We start from the raw sequence: 12,790 nt of genomic DNA, 5'->3' as shown, positions 1-12,790 counted from the left end.
ATCAGGCCGCGTTGTCGATTCCCAGTTCGGAAAGCTTGCGATAAAGGGTCGAGCGTCCGATCCCCAACCGCCGTGCAACTTCGGTCATGCGTCCGCGATAGTGGCCGATGGCCAGCCGGATCACATCGGCTTCGATATCTTCCAGCGGCCGCAAGTTGCCGTCGGCCGCAAATAGCGTGATGCCAGCACCGTCGGTCACGCTCGGTACGCGCCGGTTGCCCTCGCCGATCAGGTTGGAAAGGTTCGGAAAATCCTGCGGCGTCAGGGCTTCCCCATCGCAGAACACCGCCGCCCGGAACAGCGTGGCCTGCAACTGGCGAACATTGCCCGGCCAGTCATAGGCCCCCAGCAGTGCCAGCGCACCATCGGTAATGCCCAGCGGCCTCAGACCCGGCTGTTCACCGATTCGCGCCAGAAAATGGCGGGCGAGTGCTGCAATATCTGCGGGCCGCTCACGTAGCGCCGGTAAAGTCACATGCGTTTGCGTCAGCAGCGCAAGCAGATCGGAACGGAAATCGCCTGTTTCCACCAGATCGCGAATTCCCGCGTTGGCGCAGGCGATAACGCGCACATCAACGCGGAATGAATGGCGCGCACCAATCGGCTGCACATCGCCGCGCTCAACAAAGCGCACCATCCGCTCCTGCACATTCTCGGGCAGTCGGTCGATTTCATCAATCACCAACGTGCCGCCATCGGCGTGTTGCAGAAGGCCCACGTGCCGCTCAAACGCCCCGGCAAACGCACCCTTTTCGTGGCCGAACAGGGCGGATTCGATCTGGTTGGCTGGAATGCCGCCTGCGTTGATTGCCCGCAGGCCTGCCTTGGCGCGCGGGCTGGCGGCATGCATTGCGCGCACCAGCATCTCTTTGCCGGTGCCACTTTCGCCCTCGATCATCACGTTGGAATGGGTGCGAGCCGCCTTCGCTGCCACGGCCAAGGCCGCACGGAAGGCAGGCGCTGCACCGATCATCGAATCGAAATCGAGTGGAGCGCCCAGCTTTTCGGTCAGCGGCTGCAGTTCAATCGCATCGGTTTCACGCGTGGTCGCGCTGCGGAGCGCCTGCAACAGGCGTTCCGGAGCCACCGGCTTGATCAGATAGTCAGTCGCGCCGGCACGCATCGCTTCCACTGCGAGAAGCGGCGAACTGCTCGTCGTCAGCATCAGAATCGGTAGTGCAGGGCGGCGCGCTTTCAATTCGGCAATCAGCGCGCAAGCATCGTCGCCCGGAACCCACTGGTCCAGAATGATCGCGCCAAGCTGCATCCCCTGCCGCGTGCCGAGCGTAGCAATGGCGCTTTCCGAATCGCGGGCGATGATCGTGCGCCATCCCTCCCGCGAAGCCAGTGCCGAAATCAGGCGGCACTGGGCGGGTTCATCATCAATCAGCATGAGAAGGCGCTGTTCGGACTCCTGCATGACCTGTACTTTTGACTCCCCCCGCATTTGCGTCAGGAGCGCAGGACTACCCGGATTGGGTAAAGAGCCGATTAAGCGCGTCAAAACGGATTCAACTGTCCGGGTCGCTGCGCACTTGAGTGCCAGGCAACCCGTCGCTAGAGCAGTCAGGCTGCGCCGGAATGGGCGCGTAAATTTCATTGGGGAAGAACATGGCTCCTGCAAATGACATCAAGGCCGCCAAGGCTACCTACGACGGCTTCATCAATCTGGTGAAGTGGTCCACACCGCTGATCTGCGTGCTCGTGCTCGTGGTCATCCTGGTGATCCAGTAACAGCGCCGTGGCGGGGGCAATGAAGATCGCCGTCCTTCGGGAACGCGCGGCAGGGGAGAGCAGGGTTTCGGCATCGCCGGAGACTGTGAAGAAGTTCATTGCCCTCGGTGCCACAGTGGCCGTGGAAAGCGGGGCAGGGGTCACCGCCTCGATTTCCGACGAGGAATACCGTGCCGTTGGTGCGGACGTTACCGACAACCCCGTGGCCGGTGCAGACATCGTGCTGGGCGTGCAGGGGCCTGACGTAGATCAGCTATCGGGTGTCAATCCCGGCGCATGGATTGTCGCCAGCCTCGATCCTTTCACCAAGCGTGAACGTGTCGATGCCTATGCCGCCGCTGGTTTTGAAGCGCTGGCAATGGAATTCATGCCGCGCATCACCCGTGCGCAGAGCATGGATATACTGTCCTCGCAATCCAACCTCGCGGGCTACAAGGCGGTGCTGGTCGCCGCCAATCTCTATGGCCGCGCTTTCCCAATGATGATGACGGCGGCAGGCACGGTATCTGCAGCCAAAGCCTTCATCATGGGTGTAGGTGTTGCAGGCCTGCAAGCCATCGCTACCGCTCGCCGCCTCGGCGCGCAGGTTTCAGCAACGGACGTGCGCTCTGCCACGAAGGAACAGATCCAGTCGCTCGGTGCCAAGCCGATCTTCGTGGAAAACGTCGCCGGGATCGAAGGTGAGGGTGCAGGCGGCTATGCCACCGAAATGTCCGAGGAGTACCAGACGGCGCAGGCCGAACTGGTCTCCAGCCACATTGCCAAACAGGATATCGTCATCACCACCGCGCTGATCCCGGGCCGCGCCGCGCCCCGACTGATCAGCGACGCGCAGATCGCCACGATGAAGCCCGGGTCGGTCATCTTCGACCTTGCCGTGGCGCAAGGCGGCAATGTCGAAGGGTCAGTGCCCGATCAGGTGGTCGAAAAGCACGGCGTCAAGATCGTCGGCTATTCGAACACGCCCGCGCACCTGCCCGCCGATGCCTCGGCACTGTTCAGCCGCAACCTGTACAACTTCCTCTCGGCCTTCTGGGACAAGGAACAGGGCAAACCCGTTCTGGACGAGGAAATCGGCAACGCCATCCGCCTGACGCAGGGCGGCAAGGTGGTGAACGAGAGGTTGTTGGGTTGAGCGCTCCGGGCCGTGTCCCCAATCCTCCCCGGCACGGGGAGGGGGACCGCCCGAAGGGGGGTGGAGGGGGTTCTCCCCCAACACAACGCCCGGTAGTCTACCGCGCTCGCCAACTTCGGCGGGACATGACAAAGCCCGAAGTCATGCTGTGGCAACTGCTGCGGCAACGTCCGAGGGGACTGAAATTCCGCAGGCAGCATCCGGTTGGGCCTTACGTCGCCGATTTCTACTGTGCCTCTGCAAGGCTCATCATAGAAGTTGAAGGCTGGGTCCACGATACCGAACGCGCCATAAACGATACACATCGATTTAAATTTCTGGTCGAGAACGGGTACAGGGTTTTGAGGATTTCGGCGAAGCGCATACTCGCGGATGTGGTCGGTACTGCCGAAGCCATCGTCGCGCGTGCGGATAGCCCCCTCCACCATCCTACGGATGGTCCCCCTCCCCGTGCCGGGGAGGAAGGGTAACAATGGACTTCATATCGATCCTGAGCATTTTCGTGCTCGCCTGCTTTGTCGGGTACTACGTCGTCTGGTCGGTCACTCCGGCGCTGCATACGCCGCTGATGGCGGTGACGAACGCCATCTCCTCGGTGATCGTGGTCGGTGCGCTGGTGGCCTCGGCGGCTGCGGGTAGCCCGTCTGCCAAGTGGCTGGGGCTGGGCGCGGTGGTGCTGGCTTCGGTCAACATCTTCGGCGGGTTTGCGGTTACCGCGCGAATGCTGGCGATGTACAAGAAGAAGGAGAAGAAGTGATGGAACACGTCGCTCCCTCTCCCTGGGTCGCGCTGGCCTATCTCGTCTCGGGCGTTCTGTTCATCCTCGCGCTGCGGGGGCTTTCCAGCCCCGCCACCAGCCGTGCGGGCAACCGCTATGGCATGATCGGCATGACCATCGCGGTGGTCACCACGCTGCTCACGCATTCCATCGCGAGCTTGCCGGAAATCCTCGTGGCGCTGGCCATCGGCGGTGGTATTGGCTTTGTCATCGCAAAGCGCATCGCGATGACTGACATGCCGCAGCTCGTCGCTGCGTTTCACTCGCTGGTCGGCCTTGCGGCGGTAATGGTCGGCCTCGCTGCCTACCTCAATCCCGACGCTTTCGGCATCATGCTGCCGAATGGCGAGATCAATCCGGTCAGCCGCATCGAACTCGGCCTTGGCATTGCCATCGGCGCGATCACGTTCTCCGGCTCGATCATCGCGTTCCTGAAGCTGGCCGGCAAGATGAGCGGTTCGCCGATCATGTTGCCCGGTCGCCATGTGCTGAATCTCGGCACGCTGCTGGCGATCATCGGCCTCGTGGCATGGTTCACGCAGGACCAGTCGGTCTGGGTCATCGCCACGCTCACCGTTCTGGCCTTCATCATCGGCTTCCTGCTGATCATCCCGATCGGCGGCGCGGATATGCCGGTGGTCGTCTCGATGCTCAATTCCTATTCGGGCTGGGCAGCAGCCGCGATGGGCTTCACGCTGCAGAACACCGCGATGATCGTCACCGGCGCACTCGTCGGCTCGTCGGGCGCGATCCTTTCGTACATCATGTGCAAGGCGATGAACCGCAGCTTCATCTCGGTGATTGCAGGCGGCTTTGGCGCAGCACCCGAAGCAGCGGGCGGCTCAGCCAAAGAGCAGCGCCCGTGGAAGCGCGGCTCCGCCGAAGACGCAGCCTACATGATGAAGGAAGCCGAAACCGTCATCATCATCCCCGGATACGGCATGGCAGTGTCGCAGGCCCAGCACGCGCTGCGCGAAATGGGTGACGTGCTCAAGAAAGCAGGCGTCAACGTCAAATATGCCATCCACCCGGTGGCAGGTCGCATGCCCGGCCACATGAACGTGCTGCTGGCCGAAGCCAACGTGCCCTACGATGAAGTGTTCGAGCTGGAAGACATCAACAGCGAGTTCGCGCAGGCTGACGTTGCCTTCATCATCGGCGCGAACGACGTGGTGAACCCGGCGGCAAAGACCGACAAGTCCAGCCCGATCTACGGCATGCCCGTGTTCGATGTGGACAAGGCTAAGACGATCTTCTTCGTCAAGCGCTCGATGGGCGGGGTCGGCTACGCTGGCGTCGACAACGACGTGTTCTACATGGACCAGACCATGATGCTCCTCGCCGACGCCAAGAAGATGGTCGAGGATATCGTCAAGTCGCTGGCCCACTGATGAGGCGCGTCGCCCCCGCCGTTCTGGTTTTCGCCATTGCGGCAGGGGCCTGCACGCCATCAAAATTGGCATATGGAAAGGTCCGCTCGGCACTCGTCGACGCGGGCCTGTCCGATGCAAACGCTGCCTGCATGGCCGAGCGCATGACCGACCGGCTTACGCTCGGCCAGCTTCAGCGACTGCAATCGCTGCAGGCCCCCAAGCGCGGCCTGTCGGACTATGTGCTGACCGTCCGCCGCCTCGGCGATGCCGAACTGCTCGGCGTGACGACCAGCGCTGCCGCCTTGTGTGCCACCGGCTTCGCGCCCGAGAAGAAGTAGCTCCAGCCCACTGGACCTGCCGCGCCACCTTTCGTAAGGCCTTGCCCGTCAGGGGTGTTTCCAGCCCGCAGGAGTTATCGCTTTGCGCAAGATCGGCCTTATCGGCGGCATGAGCTGGTTTTCCACTCGCACGTATTACGAAGACATCAACCAACTGGTGCAGGCGCGCACCTCTACGCTGTCGAGCGCGCCACTCCTGATCGAAAGCCTCGATTTCGATGGCCTCGCCCGCCTTGCCACGCCAGACCAGTGGGCGCGCGCCGCAGCGATCCTTTCAGAAAGCGCCCGCCGCCTCGAACAGGCAGGAGCTACCGCGCTGCTGATCGGCGCGAATTCGATGCACAAGGTCTATGACGATGTCGCGGGTGCGGTATCGATCCCGGTGATCCACATTGCGGATGCGGTCGCTGCAAAGATGAAGGCCGACGGCATAGAAACCGCCGCACTGCTGGGCACACGCTACGTCGTGATGGAAAGCTTTTACCGCAAACGCCTGATCGCGCAGGGAATCAGCCTGCTGCCGCCAGTCATGGAAGAGGTCGATGCGACCGACGGCATCATCTACGATGAACTGATGCAGGGTAAAGCCACCCGCGCAGCCGAACGGACGTTCAAGACCATGCTCACCAACATGGAACAGCGCGGCGCACAGGCTGCGGTGCTGGCCTGCACCGAGTTGGACATGGTGATCGACGTGGATGCCAACGTGCTGCCAATCTATGATTGCACCCGCATCCATGCGCAGGCCGCGGTCGACTGGATTCTCGGCTGAGCTGACTATGATAGAGGGCCGCGCCCCCTACGCCAGCAACCCTGCGCACACGCGCGGGCGCGAATTCGGCACCGATGAAAAGGCCTCGCGCGGGCCACGCAGCGCATTTCAGCGCGACCGTGACCGCATCATCCACTCCATCGCCTTCCGTCGCCTGCGCCACAAGACTCAGGTGTTCATCGCGCCCGACGGCGATCACTACCGCGTCCGCCTTACCCACAGCCTCGAAGTCGCCCAGATCGGCCGCGTCATCGCCCGTGCATTGGGGCTGGACGAGGATCTGACCGAAGCCCTGTGCCTTGCCCACGATATCGGCCACCCCCCGTTCGGCCACGCCGGAGAAGATGCGCTGGAAGAGGCGATGGCCGGAGCAGGGGGCTTTGACCACAACGCCAACACCCTGCGCGTACTGATGCGCCTCGAAAGCCCATATTGCGGGCATGAGGGGCTGAATCTCACATGGGAAACGCTAGAAGGGCTTGCCAAGCACAACGGCCCGATTCTGAAGCCCACCTGGGCGCTTGACGAGCTGGACAAGGCGTTCCCGCTGGACTTGACCACCTTCGCCTCACTCGAAGCGCAAGTCGCCGCCATTTCCGACGATATCGCCTACGACAACCACGACATTGACGACGGCCTGCGCGCCGGGTTCTTGTGCCTCGACCAGTTGCTTGAACTGCCGTCGGTTGCCGACCAATGGCGTGCCATCGAACAGAGGTTTCCCGCCGCTCCGCAGGACCGGATGTTGCGTGAGCTGGTACGCGGCCAGATTGGTCACATGGTAAACGATGTGATCGCCACCACACAGGCCAACATCGCGCAAACCGGCGTTTCCAGTGCTGAAGAGGTGCGCGCCGCTGGCTGCCCGCTGGCCATTTTCTCCCCCGCGATGGGTGAGCAGGAGCGCGCGCTCAAGCAGTTCATGTACCAGCGCCTCTACCTCCACGATGAGCAGCGCCAGACCGCAGACCGTGCTCGCGAAGTGATCGCCGCTCTCTTCTCCGCCTATGCCCAAGACCCATCACAAATGCCCGAAAGCTGGCGTTCGACACTGCCCGAACCCGAACCCGCGCGCACGCGTCATATCGCCGATTTCATCTCCGGCATGACGGATCGCTACGCCATCGACAGCTACACCAAACTGTTCGGCCAGACCCCCGAAGGGCTTAGAAATGTCTGACCAAACCCGCGTTGTCCTCATCGGTGCCACCGGCCTGATTGGCCGCGCCGTGATGGCTGAGGCTGTTGGCCGCTCGGACATCCACCTCGTCGCCGTCGCTCGCCGCGAAGTGCCTCTGCCCAAGGGCGCGCGCATGGAAATGCTGCTGTCCGATACCGAGCACTGGCCCGATGCCATCGCCGCCGGGCGCCCGCATACCGTGGTCATCGCGCTCGGCACCACGATCAAGGCCGTGGGTGGTGACAAGGCCGCTTTCCGCGCGGTGGACCATGACCTCGTGCTGGAATGCGCGGCCGCCGCCAAGGCTGCAGGCGCGCGCCAGCTCATCGTCGTCTCCTCGGTCGGCGCGGAGTTGGGGGCGAAAAACTTCTACCTTTCGGTCAAGGGTGAGGTTGAGGACAAGCTCGCCAAGCTGCACTTTGACCGTCTCGATCTGCTGCGCCCCGGCTTGCTGCGCGGTCACCGCGAAGGCCCCGCGCGCCCGGCAGAACGCCTCGGCATGGTCCTCAGCCCGCTGGCCGATCTGCTCATGCTCGGCAAGCTGCGCCGCTATCGCTCGGTCAAGGACAGCAACCTTGCGCGCGTCGTCCTTGCACTGGCAGGCGCAAAGCCGCGCGGCCGTTTCATCCATCAACACGATGAATTCCGCCGCATTCTGAACCGTCGATAAGGGCTGGCTACCCGTGTTGACTTCACGCTGCAGTGCAGCGATGAAGAGCCGTCGCTGATCGCGCGGGAGAGTTCTCTCGATTCGTTCAGGATCGAGAGACGCCGAAGGAGCAACCGCCCCGGAATCTCTCAGGCAAATGGACCGCGTTGGTCGATAGCGACGCTCTGGAAAGAGTCACTTCCCGCAAAGGGAAGGGCCGCCGAAGGGGTAACCCCATGAAACCCGTCTGGAGAGGCGGGCGGGGGAAAGCTCTCAGGTTTCCGTGACAGAGGGGGCGCCAAATGGCGCTTAACTGCACGGGAATGATATTTGTGAGCAACACATACGATAATCTTGGCGATAATCATGCCGACGATGACGTGGAGGCAGGCCCCGCCGCTCCGCTGACCCTGCCGCTCGACCAATGGCATCGCACGCGCGGTGGCCGCATGGTCGATTTCGCCGGGTACTGGATGCCCGTGCAATTCGAGGGCATCATCGCCGAGCACCTTTGGTCCCGCGAAAACGCCGGGTTCTTCGACGTTTCGCACATGGGCCAGCTCTACGTTTCGGGCGAGGGCGTAGAAGCCGCACTCGAAGCTGCACTACCTATCGATCTCAGCACGCTCCCGCTCGGCGGCGCACGCTATTCGCTGCTGCTGAACGACGAAGGCGGCATCCTCGATGATCTGATGGTCACGCGCTGGGGCACGGGCTTCCACCTCGTCGTCAACGGCGCAACCAAGTGGGATGATATCGCCACTCTGCGCGAACGTCTGCCCGATGAGATCACGCTCAACCACCTTGAAGACAGCGCGCTCTTCGCCCTGCAAGGGCCCAAGGCTTTCGAAGCCCTTGAACCGCTGGTTACCGGTGAATACCCGCTCTCGGCGCTCACCTTCATGCGCGGCGGGCAGTTCAAGCTCGGCGGTGTAGATGCGTGGATCAGCCGTTCGGGCTACACCGGTGAAGATGGCTTCGAAATCTCCGTGCCTGCCGAAAATGCCGCCGAGCTTGCCGATCTCATCTGCGCCGAACCACAGGTAAAGCCCATTGCCCTCGGTGCGCGTGATAGCCTCCGCCTCGAAGCAGGGCTGCCGCTCTACGGCCATGACATGACCGAAACGGTCGACCCGGTCAGCGCTGATTTGCTCTTCGGCATCAACAAGCGCCGCCGCAGCGAAGGCGGCTTCCCCGGCGCGGACGTCATCCTCCCCCTGATCGCCAGCGGCGCGCAAACCCGCCGCGTCGGCCTCGCCATCGAAGGCCGCATGGCCGCGCGCGAGGGCGCAAAGGTTCTCTCGGGCGACACCGAAGTCGGCACTGTCACCTCTGGCGGCTTCTCGCCCAGCCTCGAACGCCCCATCGCTATGGCGTACGTCGCCACCGATTTTACCGCCCCCGGCACCTCACTCTCCATCGACGTGCGCGGCCGCAAGCTTGCCGCCAGCGTCGTGCCCATGCCTTTCGTACCCCATCGCTATCACCGTAAAGGAGCCGCTTGATGACCCGCTATTTCACCAAGGACCACGAATGGATTGCGGTCGAAGGCAGCGAAGCCACCGTCGGTATCTCCGACTACGCGCAAAGCCAGTTGGGTGACATCACCTTTGTCGAAGTGCCCGGTGCTGGCAGCGAAGTGTCGATGGGTGACAGCGCCTCGGTGGTCGACAGCGTCAAGGCTGCGTCCGACGTTTATGCCCCCGCCTCGGGCAAAGTCACCGTCGCCAATGCCGCGCTCGAAGATCAGCCTGAACTGGTCAACACCGATCCCGAAGGCGAGGGCTGGCTGTGGAAGATGACTCTGTCCGACCCCGCCGAACTCGATGGCCTGATGGACGAGGCCAGCTATCAGGCCTTCATCGCGGAGCTTTGATTCCATGCGCTATCTTCCCCTGACCGACGCTGACCGGAGCGCCATGCTCTCGGTCATCGGCGCAGGCTCGATTGACGAGCTGTTCGCTGACGTTCCCGCCGAGGCGCGCCTTTCGGCTCCCATCGCTGGCCTGCCGGGCCACGCCAGCGAAATGGCGGTCGAACGCCACATGGCGCGGCTCTCCGCCAACAATGTCACCGCCGGATCGGTGCCCTTCTTCCTCGGCGCCGGGGCCTATCGCCACCATGTGCCCGCGACGGTCGATCACTTGATCCAGCGCGGAGAATTCCTCACCGCCTACACGCCCTACCAGCCCGAAATCGCGCAAGGCACGCTGCAGGTGCTGTTCGAATTCCAGACGCAAGTCGCGCGCCTGTTCGGCACCGATGTCGCCAACGCCTCACTCTACGATGGCTCCACCGCATGCTGGGAAGCCATCGCGATGGCAGGCCGCATCACCAAACGCGGCAAGGCCGTCCTCTCGGGCGGCGCTCATTCACACTACGTCGAAACCGCGCGCACGATGGCCAAGTTCACCGGCGACGTGCTGGATACCGTCGCGCCCGAACTGACGCCTACGCCCGATGACGCCGCGCTGATCGCCCGTATCGACGGCGAAACCTCGTGCGTCGTGGTCCAGTATCCCGACATACTCGGCCGCATCCCCGATCTTGCCGCCATCGCCGCTGCCGCACAGGCCAAGGGTGCGCTGCTGATCGCGGTCGTCACTGAACCCGTCGCTCTGGGCGTCCTGCAAAGCCCCGGCAGCCTCGGCGCTGACATCGTAGTGGGCGAGGGCCAGTCCATCGGCGTCGGCCTCCAGTTCGGCGGCCCTTACCTCGGCCTGTTCGGCTGCCGCGAAAAGTATCTGCGCCAGATCCCCGGCCGCCTCTGCGGTGAAACCGTGGACGCCGATGGCAAGCGCGGCTTCGTCCTCACCCTCTCCACGCGCGAACAGCACATCCGGCGTGAGAAGGCGACGAGCAACATCTGCACCAACTCCGGCCTGTGTGCGTTGGCGTTCTCGATCCACATGACCCTGCTCGGCGGATCGGGCCTGTCCGACATGGCAAAGCTCAGCCACGCCGCTGCACGCAAGACAGCCGCCGCACTTGCAGATGTCCCGGGCGTCACCGTGGTCAACACGCACTACTTCAACGAATTTGCGATCACCCTGCCCAAGGATGCGCGGCAGGTGGTGCGCGATCTGGCCGACCGGCAAGTCCTCGGTGGCGTTTCATTGGGCCGCCTCTACCCGCAGGAAGCGGCGCTGGCGAACGGCATGGTCGTAGCCGCCACCGAATGCACGACGGACGAAGACATCGCAGCGCTCGCCGCTGCGCTCAAGGAGGTGCTGGCATGAACGCGATCAATCCCACCGGTTGGCGCCCTTCGATGGGCGAGAATGTACCCGGCGCACCGATCCAGACATTCACCGGCAATCGCGGGCTGCAACTGGAAGAAGCGCTCCTGTTCGAACTCGGCCTGCCCGACCGTTCGGGCGTCGACTTCCCTGAGACGGACAGCATCGATCTGTCCGCCCTCGGCCCGATGGCCCGCACCGAACGCCCGAACCTGCCCGGCTTGTCAGAGCCGGAGACCGTGCGCCACTACACCCGCCTGTCGCGCCAGAACTATGCCATCGACCTCGGCCTGTTCCCGCTCGGCTCGTGCACAATGAAGCACAACCCGCGCCTTGATGAAAAGGTCGCGCGGATGCCCGGCTTTGCCGATGTCCACCCGCTACAGCCGGTCCACACGGTGCAGGGCGCGCTTTCGGTCATCAATGAACTGGCGTTCTGGCTGATCGAGCTCACCGGCATGCACGGCGTCGCCATGACGCCCAAGGCCGGTGCCCACGGCGAACTGTGCGGCCTGCTCTGCATCCGCGCCGCGCTTGAGGCGAAGGGCGATCCGCGCGATGTGATCCTCGTTCCCGAAAGCGCCCACGGCACCAATCCCGCCACCGCCGCCTTCGCCGGGTTCAAGGTCGAAAACATTCCCGCCACCCCCGAAGGCCGCGTCGATTCCGCCGCGCTGATCGCGCGTCTCGGTCCCGATGTCGCCGGTGTGATGATTACCAACCCCAACACTTGCGGCCTGTTCGAACGTGATCTCAAGATCATCGCCGATGCCGTCCACGCGGCGGGCGGATACGTCTACTGCGATGGCGCGAACTTCAACGCCATCGTCGGGCGCGTGCGTCCCGGCGATCTGGGCGTCGATGCCATGCACATCAATCTGCACAAGACCTTCTCCACCCCGCACGGCGGCGGCGGTCCCGGTTCCGGCCCGGTCGTCCTGTCCGAAGCGCTGAGCCCCTTCGGCCCGCTGCCCTTCACCGCGCGGCAGGCCGATGGCTCGGTCACGCTCATCGAGGAAGAGCAGGCGCATGAAGAGCACCCGCAGACCTTCGGCCGCATGTGCGCCTTCCACGGCCAGATGGGCATGTACACCCGCGCACTCGCCTATATCCTCAGCCACGGTGCGGATGGTTTGCGGCAGGTTTCGGGCGATGCGGTGCTCAATGCCAACTATATCCTGCGCAGCCTTGACGATGTGCTCGATGCCCCGTTCGGCGCGTCCGGCCCATGCATGCACGAAGCCCTGTTCTCGGACGATGGCTTTGCCGAAGGCTTCTCGACCAACGATCTTGCCAAGGGCCTGATCGACGAGGGCTATCACCCGATGACGGTCTATTTCCCGCTCGTCGTCCACGGCGCAATGCTGGTGGAGCCGACCGAGACCGAGAGCAAGGCCGGGATCGACCAGTTTGTTGGCGCGATGCGGTCATTGGCCGAACGCGCGCGGGCAGGGGACGAAATGCTCAAATCCGCCCCACACCTCGCGCCACGCCGCCGCCTCGATGAAACGCTGGCCGCGCGCAAGCCGAAGCTGGTGTGGAAGGAAGACTGACACGAAAAGGGCCGCCCCGCGCGTGCGGAGCGGCCCTTA

The 12,790-nt window shown here is 63.5% G+C and carries 14 protein-coding genes and 2 riboswitches; of the genes, 13 read left to right on the top strand and 1 reads right to left on the bottom strand.

Features of this window, described 5'->3' with window-relative positions; translation table 11 throughout:
• Nucleotide 1: 1 nt before the first annotated feature.
• A complete protein-coding gene (locus Q8R81_RS13740) occupies nucleotides 2-1,420 on the bottom strand; it encodes a sigma-54 dependent transcriptional regulator (protein ID WP_305618724.1) in 1,419 nt (472 codons plus the stop codon).
• A 191-nt stretch (nucleotides 1,421-1,611) separates the two neighbouring features.
• On the opposite strand from Q8R81_RS13740, the gene Q8R81_RS13735 reads away from it, so the two are divergent.
• The 13 genes from Q8R81_RS13735 to gcvPB all read left to right on the top strand — a co-directional run bounded on the left by Q8R81_RS13735 (nucleotide 1,612) and on the right by gcvPB (nucleotide 12,751).
• Nucleotides 1,612-1,734 (top strand): aa3-type cytochrome c oxidase subunit IV, encoded by a 123-nt coding sequence (locus tag Q8R81_RS13735; RefSeq protein WP_305618722.1) that lies wholly within the window; start codon nucleotides 1,612-1,614, stop codon nucleotides 1,732-1,734.
• A gap of 19 nt (nucleotides 1,735-1,753) precedes the next feature.
• On the top strand, nucleotides 1,754-2,869 hold the full coding sequence (locus tag Q8R81_RS13730) for an NAD(P) transhydrogenase subunit alpha (RefSeq protein ID WP_305618720.1): 1,116 nt from the start codon (nucleotides 1,754-1,756) through the stop codon (nucleotides 2,867-2,869).
• The gene (locus Q8R81_RS13725; RefSeq protein ID WP_305618718.1) at nucleotides 2,866-3,339 is read left to right on the top strand and encodes an endonuclease domain-containing protein; all 474 of its coding nucleotides are present in this window, start codon (nucleotides 2,866-2,868) and stop codon (nucleotides 3,337-3,339) included. Before Q8R81_RS13730 ends, Q8R81_RS13725 begins: the two co-directional genes overlap by 4 nt.
• Nucleotides 3,340-3,341: 2 nt before the next feature.
• On the top strand, nucleotides 3,342-3,626 hold the full coding sequence (locus tag Q8R81_RS13720; RefSeq protein ID WP_011445494.1) for an NAD(P) transhydrogenase subunit alpha: 285 nt from the start codon (nucleotides 3,342-3,344) through the stop codon (nucleotides 3,624-3,626).
• Nucleotides 3,626-5,038 (top strand): NAD(P)(+) transhydrogenase (Re/Si-specific) subunit beta, encoded by a 1,413-nt coding sequence (locus Q8R81_RS13715; RefSeq protein ID WP_305618716.1) that lies wholly within the window; start codon nucleotides 3,626-3,628, stop codon nucleotides 5,036-5,038. Before Q8R81_RS13720 ends, Q8R81_RS13715 begins: the two co-directional genes overlap by 1 nt.
• A complete protein-coding gene (locus tag Q8R81_RS13710) occupies nucleotides 5,038-5,358 on the top strand; it encodes a hypothetical protein (protein ID WP_305618714.1) in 321 nt (106 codons plus the stop codon). The genes Q8R81_RS13715 and Q8R81_RS13710 overlap by 1 nt, the downstream gene beginning before the upstream one ends.
• Before the next feature lie 82 nt (nucleotides 5,359-5,440).
• Entirely contained in the window at nucleotides 5,441-6,130 is a 690-nt protein-coding gene (locus tag Q8R81_RS13705) for an aspartate/glutamate racemase family protein (RefSeq protein ID WP_305618712.1), read from the top strand.
• Between the two features lie 7 nt (nucleotides 6,131-6,137).
• Nucleotides 6,138-7,310, top strand: a complete 1,173-nt coding sequence (locus Q8R81_RS13700) for a deoxyguanosinetriphosphate triphosphohydrolase (protein ID WP_305618711.1) — start codon at nucleotides 6,138-6,140, stop codon at nucleotides 7,308-7,310.
• Complete coding sequence (locus Q8R81_RS13695) at nucleotides 7,303-7,980, top strand: NAD(P)H-binding protein (RefSeq protein ID WP_305618710.1); 678 nt, start codon at nucleotides 7,303-7,305, stop codon at nucleotides 7,978-7,980. Before Q8R81_RS13700 ends, Q8R81_RS13695 begins: the two co-directional genes overlap by 8 nt.
• A 53-nt stretch (nucleotides 7,981-8,033) precedes the next feature.
• A riboswitch (glycine riboswitch) is annotated at nucleotides 8,034-8,134 on the top strand.
• A riboswitch (glycine riboswitch) is annotated at nucleotides 8,135-8,259 on the top strand.
• A 32-nt stretch (nucleotides 8,260-8,291) separates the two neighbouring features.
• On the top strand, nucleotides 8,292-9,464 hold the full coding sequence (gene gcvT / locus Q8R81_RS13690) for a glycine cleavage system aminomethyltransferase GcvT (RefSeq protein WP_371135370.1): 1,173 nt from the start codon (nucleotides 8,292-8,294) through the stop codon (nucleotides 9,462-9,464).
• Nucleotides 9,464-9,835: a glycine cleavage system protein GcvH gene (gene gcvH, locus Q8R81_RS13685; protein WP_305618708.1), complete on the top strand. Its 372-nt coding sequence runs from the start codon at nucleotides 9,464-9,466 to the stop codon at nucleotides 9,833-9,835. The genes gcvT and gcvH overlap by 1 nt, the downstream gene beginning before the upstream one ends.
• Nucleotides 9,836-9,839: 4 nt before the next feature.
• Nucleotides 9,840-11,198, top strand: a complete 1,359-nt coding sequence (gene gcvPA / locus Q8R81_RS13680; RefSeq protein WP_305618707.1) for an aminomethyl-transferring glycine dehydrogenase subunit GcvPA — start codon at nucleotides 9,840-9,842, stop codon at nucleotides 11,196-11,198.
• Nucleotides 11,195-12,751, top strand: coding sequence for an aminomethyl-transferring glycine dehydrogenase subunit GcvPB (gene gcvPB / locus Q8R81_RS13675; RefSeq protein ID WP_305618705.1), 1,557 nt, complete (start codon nucleotides 11,195-11,197; stop codon nucleotides 12,749-12,751). The genes gcvPA and gcvPB overlap by 4 nt, the downstream gene beginning before the upstream one ends.
• The last annotated feature ends 39 nt before the right edge of the window (nucleotides 12,752-12,790 follow it).

Source organism: Novosphingobium sp., from assembly GCF_030696665.1.
Lineage (GTDB): Bacteria > Pseudomonadota > Alphaproteobacteria > Sphingomonadales > Sphingomonadaceae > Novosphingobium.
The sequence above is the reverse complement of the archived record's forward strand: the minus strand, read 5'-3'. Positions and strand labels throughout refer to the sequence as shown.

Bases quoted from the DNA above. Each gene is read 5' to 3' on its own strand.
- Q8R81_RS13740 (WP_305618724.1), bottom strand. From the start codon at position 1,420: ATGCAGGAGTCCGAACAGCGCCTTCTCATGCTGATTGATGATGAACCC.
- Q8R81_RS13735 (WP_305618722.1), top strand. From the start codon at position 1,612: ATGGCTCCTGCAAATGACATCAAGGCCGCCAAGGCTACCTACGACGGC.
- Q8R81_RS13730 (WP_305618720.1), top strand. From the start codon at position 1,754: ATGAAGATCGCCGTCCTTCGGGAACGCGCGGCAGGGGAGAGCAGGGTT.
- Q8R81_RS13720 (WP_011445494.1), top strand. From the start codon at position 3,342: ATGGACTTCATATCGATCCTGAGCATTTTCGTGCTCGCCTGCTTTGTC.
- Q8R81_RS13715 (WP_305618716.1), top strand. From the start codon at position 3,626: ATGGAACACGTCGCTCCCTCTCCCTGGGTCGCGCTGGCCTATCTCGTC.
- Q8R81_RS13710 (WP_305618714.1), top strand. From the start codon at position 5,038: ATGAGGCGCGTCGCCCCCGCCGTTCTGGTTTTCGCCATTGCGGCAGGG.
- Q8R81_RS13700 (WP_305618711.1), top strand. From the start codon at position 6,138: ATGATAGAGGGCCGCGCCCCCTACGCCAGCAACCCTGCGCACACGCGC.
- Q8R81_RS13695 (WP_305618710.1), top strand. From the start codon at position 7,303: ATGTCTGACCAAACCCGCGTTGTCCTCATCGGTGCCACCGGCCTGATT.
- gcvH (WP_305618708.1), top strand. From the start codon at position 9,464: ATGACCCGCTATTTCACCAAGGACCACGAATGGATTGCGGTCGAAGGC.
- gcvPA (WP_305618707.1), top strand. From the start codon at position 9,840: ATGCGCTATCTTCCCCTGACCGACGCTGACCGGAGCGCCATGCTCTCG.
- gcvPB (WP_305618705.1), top strand. From the start codon at position 11,195: ATGAACGCGATCAATCCCACCGGTTGGCGCCCTTCGATGGGCGAGAAT.